The 17,132-nt window shown below is 66.1% G+C and carries 13 protein-coding genes and 1 pseudogene; 10 read left to right on the top strand and 4 right to left on the bottom strand.

The genetic code is table 11. The annotated features are described in order from the left end of the window. Positions 1 to 94 precede the first annotated feature (94 nt). The 8 genes from coaBC (at position 95) to Sj15T_RS13705 (ending at position 6,464) form a co-directional block, all read left to right on the top strand. A complete protein-coding gene (coaBC, locus tag Sj15T_RS13740; RefSeq protein ID WP_013041542.1) occupies positions 95 to 1,351 on the top strand; it encodes a bifunctional phosphopantothenoylcysteine decarboxylase/phosphopantothenate--cysteine ligase CoaBC in 1,257 nt (418 codons plus the stop codon). Then, the gene (gene dut / locus Sj15T_RS13735) at positions 1,326 to 1,790 is read left to right on the top strand and encodes a dUTP diphosphatase (protein ID WP_013041541.1); all 465 of its coding nucleotides are present in this window, start codon (positions 1,326 to 1,328) and stop codon (positions 1,788 to 1,790) included. Before coaBC ends, dut begins: the two co-directional genes overlap by 26 nt. Then, positions 1,787 to 2,563: a HesA/MoeB/ThiF family protein gene (locus Sj15T_RS13730; protein ID WP_013041540.1), complete on the top strand. Its 777-nt coding sequence runs from the start codon at positions 1,787 to 1,789 to the stop codon at positions 2,561 to 2,563. Before dut ends, Sj15T_RS13730 begins: the two co-directional genes overlap by 4 nt. Beyond that, positions 2,551 to 2,916, top strand: a complete 366-nt coding sequence (locus Sj15T_RS13725; RefSeq protein WP_013041539.1) for a DsrE family protein — start codon at positions 2,551 to 2,553, stop codon at positions 2,914 to 2,916. The genes Sj15T_RS13730 and Sj15T_RS13725 overlap by 13 nt, the downstream gene beginning before the upstream one ends. A 149-nt stretch (positions 2,917 to 3,065) precedes the next feature. Next, on the top strand, positions 3,066 to 3,719 hold the full coding sequence (locus Sj15T_RS13720) for an outer membrane lipoprotein carrier protein LolA (protein WP_013041538.1): 654 nt from the start codon (positions 3,066 to 3,068) through the stop codon (positions 3,717 to 3,719). A 395-nt stretch (positions 3,720 to 4,114) separates the two neighbouring features. Continuing rightward, a complete protein-coding gene (xth, locus tag Sj15T_RS13715) occupies positions 4,115 to 4,912 on the top strand; it encodes an exodeoxyribonuclease III (RefSeq protein ID WP_007689405.1) in 798 nt (265 codons plus the stop codon). Beyond that, positions 4,912 to 5,970, top strand: a complete 1,059-nt coding sequence (gene ribA, locus Sj15T_RS13710) for a GTP cyclohydrolase II (RefSeq protein ID WP_013041536.1) — start codon at positions 4,912 to 4,914, stop codon at positions 5,968 to 5,970. The genes xth and ribA overlap by 1 nt, the downstream gene beginning before the upstream one ends. Further along, positions 5,967 to 6,464 (top strand): L,D-transpeptidase family protein, encoded by a 498-nt coding sequence (locus Sj15T_RS13705; RefSeq protein WP_013041535.1) that lies wholly within the window; start codon positions 5,967 to 5,969, stop codon positions 6,462 to 6,464. The genes ribA and Sj15T_RS13705 overlap by 4 nt, the downstream gene beginning before the upstream one ends. 12 nt (positions 6,465 to 6,476) lie before the next feature. On the opposite strand, the gene Sj15T_RS13700 is transcribed toward Sj15T_RS13705, so the two are convergent. From Sj15T_RS13700 to mutS, 3 genes are all read right to left on the bottom strand, one after another. Next, positions 6,477 to 7,419, bottom strand: a protein-coding gene (locus Sj15T_RS13700) for an IS630 family transposase (RefSeq protein WP_148225516.1) whose coding sequence is annotated in 2 segments (ribosomal slippage) — positions 6,477 to 7,082 and positions 7,084 to 7,419 — 942 coding nt in all. Because the reading frame shifts where the segments join, the coding sequence is not laid out codon by codon here. Positions 7,420 to 7,618: 199 nt separating this feature from the next. Next, positions 7,619 to 10,378 carry a [protein-PII] uridylyltransferase gene (locus Sj15T_RS13695; protein WP_013041534.1) on the bottom strand — a complete coding sequence of 920 codons (2,760 nt, stop codon included), beginning with the start codon at positions 10,376 to 10,378 and terminating at the stop codon, positions 7,619 to 7,621. A gap of 9 nt (positions 10,379 to 10,387) precedes the next feature. Beyond that, positions 10,388 to 13,039: a DNA mismatch repair protein MutS gene (gene mutS / locus Sj15T_RS13690; RefSeq protein WP_013041533.1), complete on the bottom strand. Its 2,652-nt coding sequence runs from the start codon at positions 13,037 to 13,039 to the stop codon at positions 10,388 to 10,390. A 139-nt stretch (positions 13,040 to 13,178) separates the two neighbouring features. Between mutS and Sj15T_RS13685 the strand changes: the two genes are divergently transcribed. Next, complete coding sequence (locus tag Sj15T_RS13685) at positions 13,179 to 15,440, top strand: NADP-dependent malic enzyme (RefSeq protein WP_013041532.1); 2,262 nt, start codon at positions 13,179 to 13,181, stop codon at positions 15,438 to 15,440. A 215-nt stretch (positions 15,441 to 15,655) separates the two neighbouring features. Here the strand turns inward: Sj15T_RS13685 and Sj15T_RS13680 are convergent. Continuing rightward, positions 15,656 to 16,451: pseudogene (locus tag Sj15T_RS13680) on the bottom strand (IS5 family transposase). A 174-nt stretch (positions 16,452 to 16,625) separates the two neighbouring features. On the opposite strand from Sj15T_RS13680, the gene Sj15T_RS13675 reads away from it, so the two are divergent. Further along, positions 16,626 to 17,126, top strand: a complete 501-nt coding sequence (locus Sj15T_RS13675; RefSeq protein ID WP_013041528.1) for a flavin reductase family protein — start codon at positions 16,626 to 16,628, stop codon at positions 17,124 to 17,126. Positions 17,127 to 17,132 lie beyond the last annotated feature (6 nt).

Here is a 17,132-nt window from a genome sequence, read left to right as displayed (position 1 = left end):
ATCGGTTCCGGCCCGGCCTCTGGCCATATTGCTTGTCGGGACGATGGGAATGGCTGGACAAGGCGCCGCCGCTTGCCCAAATGATGGGCCTGTCATGACCAAGCGCATCCTTCTCATCGTTTCGGGCGGCATCGCCGCCTACAAGTCGCTGGAACTGGTGCGGCTGCTGCGCAAGCGCGGCATCGCGGTGCGGGCGGTGCTGACGGAAAGCGCGCAGAAATTCGTGACGCCGCTGTCGCTGGGCGTGCTGACGGAGGATCATGTCTATGGCGACATGTTCGACCTCAAGGAAGAACGCGAGATCGGCCATATCCAGCTTTCGCGGCAGGCCGACCTGGTGGTGGTCGCGCCCGCGACGGCGAATATCCTGGCCAGGATGGCGGGCGGCATTGCCGACGATCTGGCGACGACGCTGCTGCTGGCGACCGACAAGCCGGTGCTCGCCGTTCCCGCCATGAACGTGCGCATGTGGCATCATGCCGCGACCCGGCGGAACGTCGCGCAGCTCAAGGCCGACGGCGTGCATGTGATGGAGCCGGACAACGGGGAGATGGCCTGCGGCGAATTCGGCAAGGGCCGCCTGCCCGATCCGGAGGCGATCGCGGCGGAAGTGGCGCGGCTGCTCGCCCGGCCGCCCGCCGCCGATCCGCTTGCCGGGCAGCCGGATTTCGAGGCGGCCGATGCGCCGCTCGCGGGACGGCATGTGCTGGTGACGGCCGGGCCGACGCATGAGCCGATCGACCCGGTCCGCTACATCGCCAACCGATCCTCCGGCAAGCAGGGCTTCGCCATCGCGGCGGCGGCGGCGCGGGCCGGGGCGCGGGTGACCTTGGTGGCGGGGCCTGTGCATCTGCCCACGCCGCCTGGCGTTACCCGCGTGGATGTGGAGACGGCGCGGGAGATGCTGGCCGCCGTGGAGCAGGCCTTGCCCGCCGATGCCGCGATCATGGTGGCGGCGGTGGCCGACTGGCGCGCGGCCGATGCGGCTGATCAGAAGCTGAAAAAGGATGGATCGGGGAAGCCGGCGCCCCTCGCCCTGGTGGAAAATCCCGATATTCTCGCCACTCTGGGCAGGCATGCGAAGCGTCCCGGCCTGCTGGTCGGCTTTGCCGCGGAAACGCAGAAGATCGCCGAACATGCGCGGGCGAAGCTGGCGCGCAAGGGGGCCGACTGGATCGTCGCCAATGACGTGTCCGGCCCACCCGGCTCAAGCGTGATGGGCGGCGATTCCAACAGCGTGCACATCGTTTCGAAGGACGGCGTCGAAAGCTGGGACCATCTGCCCAAGGATGCCGTCGCCACCCGCCTGATAGAAAAGGTCGCCCATGTCCTCTCCGCTTCCGCCCATTGAAATCCGCCTGAAGCGCTTGCCCCATGGCCGGGGCCTGCCGGCGCCGGCCTATGCCACGGCGCATGCGGCGGGGATGGACGTCGTATCGGCGGAGGACGTCATCCTGGCGCCGGGCGGCCGGCATGCGGTGGCGACGGGTTTCGCCATGGCCATCCCGGAAGGCTATGAGGTGCAGGTGCGGCCGCGCTCCGGCCTGGCGCTGAAACATGGGATCAGCCTGCCCAACACGCCCGGCACGATCGACGCGGACTATCGGGGCGAGTTGAAGGTCATATTGATCAATCTGGGCGAGGAACCCTTCGTGATCGCGCGGGGCGACCGGATCGCGCAACTGGTCGCCGCGCCGGTGCAGGCGGCGCGCTTCGCCGAAGTCGAGGAACTGGACGAGACGGTCAGGGGCGCTGGCGGCTTCGGGTCGACGGGGGTGCGCGCCCGATGACGCCCCAGCCCCTCACGGACGATCAGCTTGAGCGCTATGCCCGGCATATCGTGCTCAAGGAGATCGGCGGCGCGGGGCAGGCGCGGCTGCTGTCGGCCGATGTGGCGATCATCGGCGCGGGCGGGATCGGCAGCCCGGCCATCCTCTATCTTGCGGCGGCGGGCGTCGGCACGATCCGGGTGATAGACGACGATGCGGTCGCCCTCTCCAATCTCCAGCGGCAGGTTCTGTTCGGCACCGCCGAAATCGGCGCGGCGAAGGCCGAAAGCGCGATGGCGGCGGTTGCGCGGCTCAATCCCGACGTGAAGCTGATCCCGATCAACGCCCGCATCGATGCAGGCAATGCCGTGCTGATGCTGCGGGATGCCGATGTCGTGCTGGACGGCTGCGACAGTTTCGCCACCCGGCTGGCGGTGGCCGATTGCACGCAGAAGCTCCGGATTCCGCTCGTCTCGGCGGCTGTCGGGCCGTTCGAGGGGCAGTTGGCGACCTATCGCGGCTGGGAAGCGGGCAAGCCCTGCTATCGCTGCCTCGTCGGCTCGCCGGAGGATGCGCCGGAGCGGAACTGTTCCGAAACCGGCGTGATCGGCGCGCTGACGGGCGTGATGGGCAGCCTGGCGGCGCTGGAGGTGATCCGCGCCCTGGTTCCCTTTGGCGAGGATATGGTGGGGCGCCTGCTGCTCGCCGACCTGTTGTCGATGCGGTTTCGCACCGTGGCCGTGCCGAAGGATCCCGCCTGCCGGGGTTGCGCCGTGGAACTATGCGCGAGCTGAGGATCGTCGTCGCGACGGCGGATGCCGAGCGGCTGCGCGGCGCATTGGTGATCGCTGCGGCTCAGGCGGCGCTGGGCGGCGGCGCGGCGGTGTTCCTGCAACTGGATGCGGTGGGATTGCTGCGCATGCCCGTGGAAGCGCCCCGCGACGAAGCGCATCGGGCTGCGGGGCTGCCTTCGCTGGCGATGGCGATCGAAGAGGCGCTGGGATTGGGCGTCACCCTGCTCGCCTGCCAGAGCGGACTTGCGCTGTGCGGAATGACTGCCGATGATCTGCCCAAGGGCGTCGAGGTCGGCGGGCCGGTCGGATTCCTGCAACAGACCGGCGAAGAGGCCCGACTGATCCTTGCCTGAAGGCGTGGAACCACAGCCCTGCCGCCGATCCTTGGGGCGCATGATCAAAACAGACGGCCAATTCGTTGCATGGCAGGAACGATCGGGTTCACAGCGGGTTCAAGCCCTGCCACCTACACTCCTCATCCTGAACAACCGGAGATGATCGCATGAAGCGCATGTTTGCGCCCCACGGCCTGACGCTGGCTGCCCTGACCCTTGCCGTCGCGCCCTTTGCGGCGCCGATGATGCCGGCCGCCGCGCAGGCGGGCCAGTCGGACCTGTCCAGGGTCAACGCCTATATCCGCGCCGTCACCACCATGACCGCCGATTTCGCCCAGACCGACCGCAACGGCCAGACGCTGACCGGCCGGCTTACGATCAAGCAGCCGGGCAAGATCCGTTTCCAATATCAGAAGGGCGTGCCTTTGCTGATCGTGGGCGACGGCAAGGCGCTGACCATGATCGATTATGAGGTGCGCCAGGTGCAGCGCTGGCCGATCGGCAATTCGCCGCTGGGCGCGCTGATCGATCCCAACAAGGATCTGTCGAAATTCGGCAAGGTGATCCAGACTGGCGATCCGACCGTTCTGTCCGTCCAGGCGCGCGACCCCAGGCGGCCCGAATATGGCACCATCACCATGATCTTCAAACGCGATGCGGGCAGCCCGGCGGGCCTTCAGCTTTACGGCTGGGTAGCGCTGGATTCGCAGAACAACCGGACGGCGGTGAAGCTCAGCAACCAGCGCTATGGCGTGCCGGTGGCCGATTCCGCCTTCCGCTGGACCGATCCGCGACCCAAGGGACGCTCGGCCGGCGGCTAAACGGGCCACAGGCGCGACGGGCCGAAAACTTTTCGGAATCGTTCATCTGAGGCTCATATCCCGGACCCTAAAAGGAACTCCACGGCGAGAGACGAAACCGGGATTTCCCCCCTGTTACCCGGAACCCCGCTCCCGCCGCAAAGCGCTTCAAGGGCGCGATCGAGGCCCCCGTTCCATGCCCCCGGAGCGGGGGCCTTTTCGTTTGGGCCGGGATTTGGCCCAGGCCGGGCTGCAAATAGCGGCTTTCTGCGCTTCCGGTGCTCACGACCTTCAAGGTCGCTGCGCGCCGGTTCTGGAAATCCACTATTTTCGCTCCGCCCTGGGCCAAATCCCGGCCCAAACGGTCACATCCTTGCGCCCTTGCGCCGGGCGGCGGAGACTCCTAGTGGATCAGCATGTCTCAGACGCTCAGCATCGCTTCGTGGAATATCAACAGCGTTCGTGCCCGGCTCGACATTGTCGAGCGCTTTCTGACGGAAGAATCGCCCGACATATTGTGTCTGCAGGAAACGAAGGTGGTGAACGACACCTTCCCGGCGGGGCTGTTCCGGCAGCGGGGCTATAATCATCAGGTGCTGAACGGACAGCCGATGCACCATGGCGTGGCGATCCTGTCGAAGATTCCGATCCGGGAGGACGACCGGCTCGACTGGCAGGCCAATGGGGAGGCGCGCCATGTCGGCGTGCGGCTGGACAATGGGGTCAGGATCGAGAATGTCTACGTGCCCGCCGGCGGCGACGTGCCGGATCGGGAGGTCAATCCGAAATTCGGGCAGAAGCTCGACTTCCTGGAGCGCATGATCCAATGGTCCTCCACGCTGGAGGACAAGCCGACCATCCTGACCGGCGATTTCAACATCGCGCCGATGGAATGCGACGTGTGGAGCCACAAGCAGCTTTTGAACGTCGTCAGCCATACGCCCATCGAATGCGAGATTCTGGCGCGCTTGCAGGAATCGAACGATTGGGTCGACATCGGCCGCAAATTCTACCCCGCGCCGCAGCGGCTCTACACCTGGTGGAGCTATCGCGCCCGCGACTGGGCGGAATCGGATCGCGGACGGCGGCTCGACCATATGTGGATGACGCGGGACGTCGCGGAAAAGGCGGTCAGCCACCGCGTCGTCGAGCCGATTCGCGGCTGGTCGCGGCCGTCCGACCATGTGCCGATCATCACGGAATTCGCCTTCTGATGGGCGCTCGTGACGCCGCACGCGCCATCGATGCGCTGCGCCGGGGTTGGCCCGTGCGGGTGCAGGCCGCCGACGGCGCGTTGCGGCTGATGGCGGTGGAAGGGGCGGACTCGGTGACGCTTGCCGCCTTCGATCCGGGCGCCCGGGCCGACATACTGATCTCCGCGGCGCGGGCGCAGACGTTGAAGCTCGCCAACCAGATCGCGGCGGCCGATCCCGACATGCCGGTGCTGGTGGCGCGGGCGCCGTGGATCGACGCCGATGTGGCGACGGCGATTTCCGACCCGGTCCTGGACCTTGCCTCGCCGCTGAAGGGGCCGTTCATGGCGAAGCCGCTGGCCGCGCCGCTGGCGGCCAAGGCGGCGCTGCGGCTGGCGCGGCTGGCGGGCATATTGCCTGCCTATTTCGCGACGGTGGATGGAGAGGTTGAGGCGGAGGTCGGCGCCGACGATGTCGACGCCTATGACGACGCCGTGCATCTGGATATCGCGACGCGGGCCAGGCTGCCGGTATCGGCCAGCGAAACCGCCGAGATCGTCGCCTTCCGCAGCCCCGACGAACCGCGCGAGCATGTGGCGCTGATCGTCGGTCAGCGCGATTCATCGCCGCCGGTGATCCGGCTGCACAGCGAATGCCTGACCGGGGATGTGCTAGGGTCGCTGAAATGCGATTGCGGGCCGCAATTGCACGAAGCGCTGCATCAGATCGCGGATTCCACCTGGGGCATATTGCTCTATCTGCGGCAGGAAGGGCGGGGCATCGGCCTCGTCAACAAGCTGCGCGCCTATGCCCTGCAGGATCAGGGATTCGACACGGTCGACGCCAATGTGCGGCTGGGTTTCGCCATCGATGCGCGGGATTTTTCCGTGGCGGCGCGGATGCTGGACCTGCTGGGGGTGGGGGAGGTGCGGCTGCTCACCAACAATCCCAACAAGGTGACGGGGCTGGAAGCGGCGGGAATCAAGGTGGCGGAGCGGCTGCCGATCATCCTGCCCGCCAATCCGCATAATGAACGCTATCTCGCCACCAAGCGGGACCGGACCGGGCACCAGCTATGAGTGTCGTCCGCGTCGATGCGGGCGCGGGGCGTCTATCCTTCGGTGAATTGGACATGCCCTGCACCATCGGGCGGGGCGGTTCCTGCGCGGCGGCGGACAAGCGGGAAGGGGACGGGTGCACGCCGCTGGGCGTCTGGCCGATCCGGGGCGTGCTGCTGCGGCAGGGCAAGGTGGAGGCGGCGGGCATCCGCCTGCCGTGGCGCTGGGTGCGGGAGGGGGATGGCTGGTCCGACGATGTCGCCGATCCGGCCTATAACCGGCCGGTGCATCTGCCGCGGGCCTTTTCGGCGGAAAAGCTGCTGCGGGACGATGATGCCTATGATGTGATCGTGGTGCTGGGGCATAATGACGCGCCGCCGGTACCGGGGCGGGGGAGCGCGATTTTCTTTCATTTGTCCGAAGGTCGACCAACGGCGGGGTGCGTGGCCGTGGAGCGGGCGGATATGCTGCGGTTATTGCCGTTGCTGGCGCCCGGCGATGTGGAGATTGTCTAGAGCGTGATCATCTTAGATTGAAGCGTATCCGGAGTTTCTGAGGTAGTTGGCGCATTCTGTTGGCGGGAAGTCATCCAGTAGAGAACCGATGCGCCTCCATGTTGCCTCGACCGAGCGCATTTCAGCTTTTCGGAGCAGGGTTTTGAGTTTGGCGAAGACCTGTTCGATAGGATTGAGGTCCGGGCTGTAAGGCGGCAGGAACAGCAGCTTGGCGCCGACGGCTCTGATGGCTTGCCGGACGGCCTGGCCTTTGTGGCTGCCCAGATTGTCCATGATGACGATGTCCCCTGCCGAGAGGGTCGGAACGAGGAACTGCTCGACATAGGCGGTAAAGAGCTGGCCGTTGATCGGGCCATCGAGCACGCAAGGCGCGTCGATCCGGTCATGACGAAGCGCGGCCAGGAAGGTGAGCGTGCGCCACTTTCCGAACGGCGCTTTGGCGTAGAGCCGTTCCCCACGGCGCGACCGGCCATGGGTGCGGGTCATGTTGGTTTTGGCCCAGGTCTCATCGATGAAGACAAGGCGACGAGGATCAAGCCGACCCTGATACTTCTTCCACTGCATTCGCCGCCGCGCGATCTGCGGTCGGTCCTGCTCGCTGGCGAACAGGCTTTTTTTTGAACGACAATCCCTCGCGTTCGAGGAACAGCCACAAGGCGCCGTAGCTCGCCTTCACCCCGCGCTCGACCAACTCGGCAAGCAAGCCGCGCAAGGTCAAGTCCGGCTCGGCCGCAACGCGCGCCAGCAGCCAGTCCCGCTCGGGCAGCAACACCGGTTTGCGATGTCCGCCCAGCTTGCCCGGAGCCACCCCGCCAGTCCGCCGATGACGCTGCGACCAGCGCACCGCACTGGCTACGCTCACCCCAAACTGCGCCGCTGCACCGCGCGCCGACAGGCCAGACGCCATCGCCGCCACAACGCGCTCTCTCAGATCAATCGAATAGGCTCGGCTCATCCTTGCTGTCCTCCAAACCAGCCAGCAGGTTGAATCAGAAAATCTCGCGCCCTTGAAGCCCAATTCGATTCATTCAAACAAGATCACGATCTAAAAGGTTCGTCATTCCCGCGGAGGCGGGAATCCATCTCCTGACCATCCACCAAGCACCTTCTTATGGGAGATGGATTCCCGCCTCCGCGGGAATGACGGCAGTCTGTTAAACCCGCTCCAGTTCCGCCACTTCACCGCCAGCCGCTTCCAACAGCCGCCGCTCCAGCGTTTGCAGGCGCGCCTTGCTTTCGATCTTTCCGGCCAGCAGGTCGGTGACGTAGAAAGTATCCACCGCCCGCTCGCCATAGGTGGCGACATGGGCGCTGTGGACCGTCACCTTCGACTGGAACAGCGCGTTGGCCAGGCTGAACAGCAGCGCCGGGCGGTCCCGCGCATTCACCTCGATCACGGTGAAGCGGTTGGACGCCTTGTTGTCGATCAGCACATTGGGTTCGATGCGGAAGGCCTCTGCGCGGGTGCGGGGCAGGGGGCGCGCCTCCAGCTTGGTGATCATGCGGTGCCGGTTGGCCAGCGAATCCTCGATCGCCTTGCGGATGCGCGTCAACTGGTCGGGGCTGTGGAAGGCGCCGCCCAGCGGGTCCTGCACCAGGAAATTGTCGATGGCGACGCCGTCGCGGGTCGTGTGGATGCGCGCGTCGATGATGTTGCCGCCCGCCAGGTGGATCGCGCCCGCGATCCGGTAGAACAGCCCCGGATGGTCGGCGGCATAGACCGTCACCAATGTCGCGCCGCGCTGCGGATAATATTGCGCGGCGATGGAAAGGGGGGAATCGCCCGCCTCCAATATATGCTGCGCATTGTGGATGAGGATGTCCTCCGGCTCCGCGATCCAGTAGCTTTGGGGCAGGCGCTTGCTGAGCTTCGCGAATTCCGCGTCCGACATGCCCATCGCCTGCCGCAATGCCTGTTGTTTGTTCGTGACCCGCTCGCTGCGCCCCTTCTGCTTGTGGCCGAGGCGCAGCAGCTCTTCGGCGGCCTCGTAGAGATCGCCCAGCAACTGCCGTTTCCAGCTATTCCAGACGCCCGGCCCCACGGCGCGGATGTCCACCACCGTCAGGCAGAGCAGCAGGCGAAGCCGCTCCGGACTCTGCACCACGTCGACGAAATCGAGGATCGTCTTGTAATCGGCCAGATCGCGCTTGAAGGCGGTGGCCGACATCAGCAGATGGTGCCGCACCAGCCAGGACACGGTCTCCGTCTCCGCCGGGGTCAGGCCCAGGCGCGGGCAGAGATGGTCCGCCACTTCCGCGCCCAATATGCTGTGGTCGCCGCCGCGCCCCTTGGCGATATCGTGCAGCAGCACCGCGACATAGAGCACCCGGCGCGACAGCAGCTTGCCCATCAGGTCCGCCGCCAGCGGATGATCCTGGTTCAGCTCGCCCTTCTCGATCCGCGCCAGCAGGCCGACGGCGCGGATGGTGTGCTCGTCCACCGTATAATGATGATACATGTCGAACTGCATCTGCGCCACGACGCGGCGGAAATCGGGGACGAAGCGGCCGAAGACGGTCGATTCGTTCATCCAGCGCAGCACCGTTTCCGGGTCGCGGGGGCTGGTCAGCACCTCCATGAAGGCGGCGTTGGCGCGGGGATCGCGGCGTATCTTCGCGGTGATCAGGCTGGCGTCGCGGCTGGCGGCGCGCATCGCGCTGGGGTGGATGGCCAGGCCGTGCTTGTCCGCCAGCGCGAAGATTTCCAGCAGCCGGACCGGATCGTCCTGGAAGAACTGGTCATTGGGCAGCGCCAGCCGCCCGCGATCCAGCACGAAGCCGTCCAGCTTCTTCGGACGGCGGAAGAAGCTGGGGATATAGCGCCGCCCGCGTTCCGCCATCTGGTCGTCCAGATGGGCGAGGAACACGGCGGTCAGGTCGCCCACCGTCTTCGCGTTCAGGAAATAATAGCGCATGAACCGCTCGACGCCCGAACGCCCGGCGCGCCCGATGAAATGCATGCGGGTCGCGGTTTCCAGTTGCAGGTCGAAGGTCAGCCGGTCCTCCGCCCGCCCGGTGATCATGTGCAGGTGGCAGCGCACCGCCCAGAGGAAATCCTCCGCCTTCTGGAACTGGCGCAGTTCGCTTTCGGTGAGCAGGCCGACATCGACCAGTTCGGCGACCGACTTTACCCGGTTCACATATTTGCCGATCCAGAACAGCGTGTGCAGGTCGCGCAGCCCGCCCTTCCCCTCCTTCACATTGGGTTCGACCACATAGCGGCTGTCGCCCATCCGCTTGTGCCGCTCCTCCCGCTCCTCCAGCTTTTCGGTGACGAAGGCGCGGGCGGTGCCCTGCATGATCTCGCTGTCGAAACGGGCTGCGGTTTCCTCGTACAGCGCCCTGTCGCCCCAGATGTAGCGCGCCTCCAGCAGGGCGGTGCGCACGGTCAGGTCGGCCTTCGCCATGCGCATCGTCTCATCGATGGAACGGCTGCTATGGCCGACCTTCAGCCCCAGGTCCCACAGCGAATAGAGCATGGATTCGATCACCTGCTCGGTCCAGCCGGTGGGCTTCCACGGGGTGATGAAGCCGATGTCGACGTCGCTGTGCGGCGCCATCTCGCCTCGGCCGTAGCCGCCCACCGCAATCAGCACGATCCGCTCGCCAGTGCTGCGGTTGCCTGCCGGATAGAGATGGTGCGTCGTCGCGTCGTAGAGCAGGCGCAAAATCTGGTCGATCAGGAAGGCGAAGGCGGTCACCGCCTCCCGCCCGCGGGTCGGCTTCTGGCTGAGGCGGCGGGCGACATCGTCCCGCCCGGCGTCCAGCGCGTCCTTCAATTCCTTCACGATCAGGCCGCGCAGCTTGATCTGGTCGCCCCGATGCTCCTGCGCCAGGGCGGCGATGCGGTCGGAAATGGCGCGCCGGTCGATGATGGCGCGTCTGGACCCCAATTTCGGAAACTGCATGACCATAGGGCTTATCTAGCCATCCCGACCGGCTGCTGCCAGTTGCTTGAGCCGATAGAGTTGATCGAGCGCCTCGCGGGGGGAAAGCGCGTCTGCGTCTATGCCGTCCAGCGCGGCTCGGAGCGGATCGGCCTTTTCCTCCACCTGCGCGACGGCGGCGGCGAAGAGGGGCAGGTCGTCCAGCCCCGCCGCGATGCCGCCGGTCTTCGCCTTGCCCGCTTCCAGGCGGGAGAGGACATCCTTGGCGCGCTTGAGCACGGCGGGGGGCAGCCCGGCCAGCCGCGCCACGGCGAGGCCGTAGCTGCGGTCCGCAGGCCCTTCCGCGACTTCGTGCAGCAGGACCAGATCGCCCTTCCATTCCCGCGCCCGGACATGGTGGAGGGAAAGGGAGGATAGCGTCTCCGCCAGCCGGGTCAGCTCATGATAATGGGTCGCGAACAGGCAGCGGCAGCGGTTGACCTCATGCACCGCCTCCACCACCGCCCATGCCAACGCCAGCCCGTCATAGGTCGACGTGCCGCGCCCGACTTCATCCAGGATGACGAAGCTGCGCTCGGTCGCTTGCGCCAATATGGCGGCGGTCTCGACCATCTCGACCATGAAGGTGGAGCGGCCCTTGGCCAGATTGTCCGACGCGCCGACGCGGCTGAAGAGGCGGTCGACCAGAGTCAGGGTGGCGGACTGGGCGGGCACATAGGCGCCCGCCTGCGCGAGGATGACGATGATCGCATTCTGCCGCAGGAAGGTGGACTTGCCGCCCATGTTCGGGCCTGTGACCAGCCAGAGCCGGTCGCTTGCCCCAAGCCGGCAGTCGTTGGCGACGAAGGGCTGGCCGTCGCGGCGCAGCGCGTCCTCCACCACCGGATGGCGGCCGCCGGTGATTTCCAGACATGGCCCTTCGCCGTCTTCGGGCAGGAAATGGGGCCGCTGCCAACCGCCCTCCGCCGCCCGTTCGGCCAGCGCCGCCGCCACGTCGAGCCGGGCGAGGGCGTCGGCGGCGCGGGCGATCTCCGCCTTGCGGGCGAGGGTGGATTCTATGAGCTCTTCCAGATGCGCGGCTTCGGCGACCAATGCGTGGGCGCCCGCCTGCGCGACGCGGCTCGCCTGTTCGTGCAGGTCCACCGAATTGAAGCGCACCACGCCCGCCAGCGTCTGGCGATGGGTGAAGCCGCTGTCGGGCTGCATCAACTGGTCGGCGGCGCGGGCGGGCACCTCGACATGATAGCCGAGCACGCCATTATGCCGGATCTTGAGCGAGGCGATGCCGGTCTGCTCGCGATATTTCGCCTCCAGCGCGGCGATGGCGCGGCGGCCGTCCCCGGCGAGGCGACGCAATTCGTCCAGCGCCGCGTCATAGCCGTCGGCGATATAGCCGCCATTGGCCGTTTCGGTGGGCGGGCTGGGGACGAGGGCGCGGGACAGGCTGTCGACCAGCGCGCCATGGCCGTCGAGCGAGGGGAGAAGCTGCGCCAGCAGCAGGGGCTGGTCGGGCAGGCGGCCCAGCCGCTCCCGCAACAGCCGCGCTTCGCCCAGCCCGTCGCGGAGTTGACCCAGATCGCGGGGACTGCCCCGGCCCATCGCCAGACGCCCCAGGGCGCGCCCTATGTCCGGCAAGGCCCGCAGCGTCACGCGCAACTGGTCGCGCAACATGGCGTCGTCATGGAAGAGTTGCACCAGTCCCAGCCGCGCCTCGATCGCGGGCTGATCCATCAATGGCGCCGACAGATCCTGCGCCAGCAATCGGGCGCCCGCGCCGGTGACGGTCCGGTCCACCGCGCCCAGCAGGCTGCCCGCCCGCGTCCCGCTCATGGTGGCGGTGATTTCCAGGCTCTCGCGGGTCGCGGCGTCGATGGCGACATGCGCGCCGCTGGTCTTGCGAACAGGCGGGGCCAGGAAGGGCAGGGTGCCCTTGCCCGCATGGTCGAGATAGCCGAGCAGTCCCCCCATGGCCGCCAGTTCGGCGCGGCTGAACTGGCCGAATCCGTCCAGCGTGGCCACGCCGAAGATGCGTTTCAGCGCCGCTTCGGCCCGGCTGCTGGAAAAGGCGGCGCGGTCGAACGGGTGGGAATCGGGTAGTTCCAGGTCCAGCCCGTCCGGCAGCACGATCTCGCTTGGCCGCAGGCGCGCCAGTTCGGCGGGCAGATCGGCCGCCCGCAGCGTCAGCGTTTCGAAACGGCCGGTCGAAATGTCTGCGGCGGCCAGCCCATATTCGTCCGCCTCTTCGCCGCCGACCTGCGCCAGCGCCGCCAGCATATTGTCGCGCCGGCTGTCGAGCAGCGTTTCCTCGGTCAGCGTGCCCGCCGTCACGTAACGGACGATGGCGCGGGCGACGAGGGACTTGGACCCGCGCGCCTTGGCCTCGGCCGGGGTTTCGGTCTGCTCGGCGATGGCGACGCGATGGCCCGCCTTGATCAGCCGCGCCAGATAGGATTCCGCGCTGTGCACCGGCACGCCGCACATCGGGATCGGCGCGCCGCCATGCTCGCCCCGGCTGGTGAGCGCGATGTCCAGCGTCGCCGCCGCCGCCTTCGCATCCTCGAAGAACAGTTCGAAGAAATCGCCCATGCGGTAGAAGAGCAGGCAGTCCTGCGCCTCCGCCTTCAGCGCGAGATATTGCGCCATCATGGGCGTCGCCTGCTGCGTGGATGTATCGATCGTTCGCGCCATGGCAAAGCGGATAGCGTGAAGCCCGGCCTCATGCCAGTACCGCAAGAGCAACAGGAAAATTGCGCTTCTCGCACTTGCCCACAGGATATTCTTGCCGCTAGGGCCACCTCATCTTTCCAAACAAGGGGTGGGCGCAGCCATGACCGACAAGTCGAATGTGGAATTTTCCGAGCGCGAGGCGCTGTTCTTCCACTCGACGGGACGCCCCGGCAAGATCGAGATCATCGCCTCGAAGCCGATGGCGACCCAGCGCGACCTCAGCCTCGCCTACTCGCCGGGCGTCGCGGTGCCGGTGCGCGCCATCGCGAAAGACCCGGCGACCGCCTATGACTATACCGCCAAGGGCAATCTGGTCGCGGTGATCTCCAACGGCACGGCGATCCTGGGGCTGGGCAATCTGGGCGCGCTGGCGTCCAAGCCGGTGATGGAGGGCAAGTCGGTCCTCTTCAAGCGCTTCGCCGACGTCGACAGCATCGACATCGAACTCAAGACCGAGGATGTCGACAAGTTCATCGACGCGGTCGAGCTGATGGAGCCGACCTTCGGCGGCATCAACCTGGAGGACATCAAGGCCCCGGAATGCTTCATCATCGAACAGACGCTGAAGGAGCGGATGAACATTCCGGTCTTCCATGACGACCAGCACGGCACCGCGATCATCGCGGCGGCGGGCGTCATCAACGCGGCGATGCTGACCGGCCGCGAGATGAAGGACATGAAGGTGGTGGTGAACGGCGCGGGCGCGGCGTCCATCTCCTGCACCGAACTGATCAAGGCGCTGGGCGTGCAGCATGACAATGTGATCATGTGCGACAGCAAGGGCGTGATCTACCAGGGCCGCACCGAGGGCATGAACCAGTGGAAGTCGGCCCATGCGGTGAAGACCGACGCCCGTTCGCTGGCCGAAGCGGTGAAGGGCGCGGACGTGTTCCTGGGCCTCTCCGTCGCCGGTGCGATGACGCAGGACATGGTGAAGTCCATGGCGGACAAGCCGATCATCTTCGCCATGGCGAACCCCGACCCGGAAATCGCGCCGCCCGACGCCAAGGCGGTGCGGCCCGACGCCATCGTCGCCACGGGCCGGTCGGACTATCCCAACCAGGTCAACAATGTGCTGGGCTTCCCCTTCATCTTCCGCGGCGCGCTGGACGTGCGGGCCACCGGGATCAACGAGGCGATGAAGCTGGCCGCCGCCAAGGCCATCGCCGAACTGGCGCGGGAACAGGTGCCGGAGGAAGTCGCCAAGGCCTATGGCCGCTCGCACAGCTTCGGCCCGGACTATATCATCCCCGCGCCCTTCGACCCGCGCCTGATGGAGGTCGTGCCCTCCGCCGTCGCGCAGGCGGCGATGGAGACCGGCGTCGCGCAGCGGCCCATCGCGGACATGGCGGCCTATCGCCAATCCTTGAAGGGGCGGCTCAACCCGACCACCTCCGTCCTCACCACCGCCTATGAGGTGGCGAAGGCCAATCCCAAGCGCGTCGTCTTCGCCGAGGCGGAAGAGGAAGTAGTGCTGCGCGCCGCCATCCAGTTCCGCACCCTTGGCTATGGCATCCCCGTGCTGGTCGGGCGCGCCCATGTCTATGACAAGCTCAAGGAACTGGGCGTGGAGGATCCGGAAAGCTACGAACTGCACAACAGCGTCAACTCGCCGCTGGTGCCGGAAATGGTGGACACGCTCTACAAGCGGCTCCAGCGCCGGGGCTATCTGCGCCGCGATTGCGAGCGGATGGTCAATCGCGACCGTAACATCTTCGGCTCGCTGCTGGTGAAGATGGGCCATGCCGACGCGATGCTGACCGGCATGACCCGTCCCTTCGGACAGACGCTGCGCGAAGTGAAGCGGGTGCTGGACCCGGCGGCGGGCCGCACCCCCTTCGGCATCCATGTGCTGGTGACGAAGGACAAGACCGTGTTCCTGGCCGACACCACGGTGAACGAGCGTCCCACGGCCCAGGAACTGGCCGACATCGCGGAAGGTACGGTGGCGGTCGCCCGGCGCATGGGCCATGATCCGCGCGTCGCATTCCTGTCCTATTCCAATTTCGGCAACCCGCCGGGCGGCTTCCTGGAAAATGTCCGCGACGCGGTGAAGGTGCTGGAAGACCGCGAGGTCGACTTCGAATTCGAAGGGGAGATGACCGCCGATGCGGCGCTCAACCCGACGGTGATGAAGAATTATCCCTTCAGCCGCCTGTCCGGCCCGGCCAATATATTGGTGATGCCGGGGCTTCAGTCGGCCAATATCTCTGCCAAGCTGCTGCGCGAACTGGGCGGCGCGACCATGATCGGGCCGATGCTGGTCGGCATGGACAAGTCGGTGCAGATCGCCACCATGGCGTCCAACGCATCGGAATTGCTGACGCTGGCGGTGCTGGCTTCGGCCGGCGTGGCGGTCTGACCGCCTCTGGCGGATGTGATCTTGGCTGGAGGCGGCGGCGCGCTTCCGGCTTGGCCGTTGAAAACCGCCGCCCGCGTCGCGGCAGCCGCCATGCCCTGCCGCGCAGCGCCGCCGCCAATATTGGCCGGCCCGGATTCCGGCAATATCGCATGGCGGATGATGCGTGATCGTGCCGTGCCGTACGCGCAATGGTCGCTTAAGGTCGCGCTGCGAGATTAGGTTTGGTGGACAAAGGGTATCCATAGTTTGACTGAGGCGAGTGCGACGAAGCCGAGATAGGATTCTCCGGTTTTGTCGTAGCGGGTCGCGATGCGCCGCCAGTTCTTGAGTTTGTTGAACATGCGCTCGATGAGGTTGCGGCATTTGTATTTGGCACGGTCGTGCGGGGCAGGATTGCGCCGGTTGACCTTGGCGGGGATCACCGCCTCGATACCGGCTGCCTCGATCTCCTCCCGTATCGTATCGGCATCGTAGCCACGATCGGCCAGGAAGGCCTCGATCCGGTCGGTCATCATGCGGAACAGCGGCGCGAAACCCTGCACGTCGTGTGCCTGCCCTGGTGTCAGCACGAAGCCCAGTGGGAGGCCTCTGGCGTCGCACCTTGCGTGGAGCTTGGTGGTGAAGCCGCCTCGCGATCGGCCAAGCGCCTCGGTTTTCTGAGTCCCCTTTTTATGCCGACGGCACAATGATGTGCCCGGACCACTGTGCTGTCGATCATGTCGGCTGCCCTGTCGCGCCCCGCCAGTTCGGCCAGCGTCTCGAGCATGGCATCGAACACGCCGGTCGTGACCCATCGTCGGTAGCGTCGGAACACGCTGTTCCAATTGCCATACTCGTCCGGCAGGTGACGCCACTGCGCACCGGTCCGCGCGATCCACATCATGCCTTCAAAATAGGGGCGGTTATCCTGCGCCGGGCGGCATCCACGACTTGCTCAGGGGGCAACAACGGTCCGATCACTCCCCATTCTTCGTCTGAAACGCCGATCCGTTCGCCCAATGCTGCCTCCAAAAGCCAGCCTTGAATCAGCGACCATGTCCTCAGTCAAGCTTTGTCCACGAAACCTAGGAAAAGGGAAACTCATCAGCTTATCAGCCGGATTTGCTTGCTATGCCCCGCCGAGTCTAGAAGAGAGGGGACGATGAAGATCAGTGACGATATTTCCTTCCTGCGGGACGCGCCGGCATGAGCGAGGCCGTCGCCTTCGACAGCGGCACTTTCCGCCGGGTGCTGGGCCATTATCCGACCGGCGTCTGCGTGGTGACGGCGGTGGGAGGCGACGATGCGCCGACCGGCATGGTGGTCGGCTCCTTCACCTCCGTCTCGCTCGATCCGCCGCTGGTCGCATTCTTCCCGGCCAAGAATTCGCATAGTTGGCCCCGCATCGAAAAGGCGGGGAAATTCTGCGTCAACATCCTCGCCAGCGACCAGAAGCCGCTCTGCCAGCAATTTTCGACCAAGGGCGCGAACGACAAGTTCGCGGGCGTGACGCATCGGGTGTCGGCCAATGGCTCCCCGATACTGGACGGGGTGGTGGCCTGGATCGACTGCCGGCTCGAAGCCGTGCATGAAGCGGGCGACCATTATATCGTGCTGGGCCGGGTCATCGCGCTGGAGGTGGAAACGCCCGGCAAGCCGCTGCTTTTCTTCCAGGGCGACTATGGCGAGTTCGCGCATCTGAGCTGAACGTCC

This window comes from Sphingobium sp. TA15 (assembly GCF_037101235.1).
Taxonomy (GTDB): Bacteria; Pseudomonadota; Alphaproteobacteria; order Sphingomonadales; family Sphingomonadaceae; genus Sphingobium; species Sphingobium indicum.
This window is presented reverse-complemented; position numbering and strand designations above follow the sequence as displayed.

Coding starts and splice junctions, on each gene's coding strand:
- mutS (WP_013041533.1), bottom strand. CDS start 13,039: ATGGCGCGAACGATCGATACATCCACGCAGCAGGCGACGCCCATGATG.
- ribA (WP_013041536.1), top strand. CDS start 4,912: ATGGGCGCTCGTGACGCCGCACGCGCCATCGATGCGCTGCGCCGGGGT.
- dut (WP_013041541.1), top strand. CDS start 1,326: ATGTCCTCTCCGCTTCCGCCCATTGAAATCCGCCTGAAGCGCTTGCCC.
- xth (WP_007689405.1), top strand. CDS start 4,115: ATGTCTCAGACGCTCAGCATCGCTTCGTGGAATATCAACAGCGTTCGT.
- Sj15T_RS13730 (WP_013041540.1), top strand. CDS start 1,787: ATGACGCCCCAGCCCCTCACGGACGATCAGCTTGAGCGCTATGCCCGG.
- Sj15T_RS13685 (WP_013041532.1), top strand. CDS start 13,179: ATGACCGACAAGTCGAATGTGGAATTTTCCGAGCGCGAGGCGCTGTTC.
- Sj15T_RS13725 (WP_013041539.1), top strand. CDS start 2,551: ATGCGCGAGCTGAGGATCGTCGTCGCGACGGCGGATGCCGAGCGGCTG.
- Sj15T_RS13675 (WP_013041528.1), top strand. CDS start 16,626: ATGAGCGAGGCCGTCGCCTTCGACAGCGGCACTTTCCGCCGGGTGCTG.
- Sj15T_RS13705 (WP_013041535.1), top strand. CDS start 5,967: ATGAGTGTCGTCCGCGTCGATGCGGGCGCGGGGCGTCTATCCTTCGGT.
- Sj15T_RS13695 (WP_013041534.1), bottom strand. CDS start 10,378: ATGGTCATGCAGTTTCCGAAATTGGGGTCCAGACGCGCCATCATCGAC.
- coaBC (WP_013041542.1), top strand. CDS start 95: ATGACCAAGCGCATCCTTCTCATCGTTTCGGGCGGCATCGCCGCCTAC.
- Sj15T_RS13720 (WP_013041538.1), top strand. CDS start 3,066: ATGAAGCGCATGTTTGCGCCCCACGGCCTGACGCTGGCTGCCCTGACC.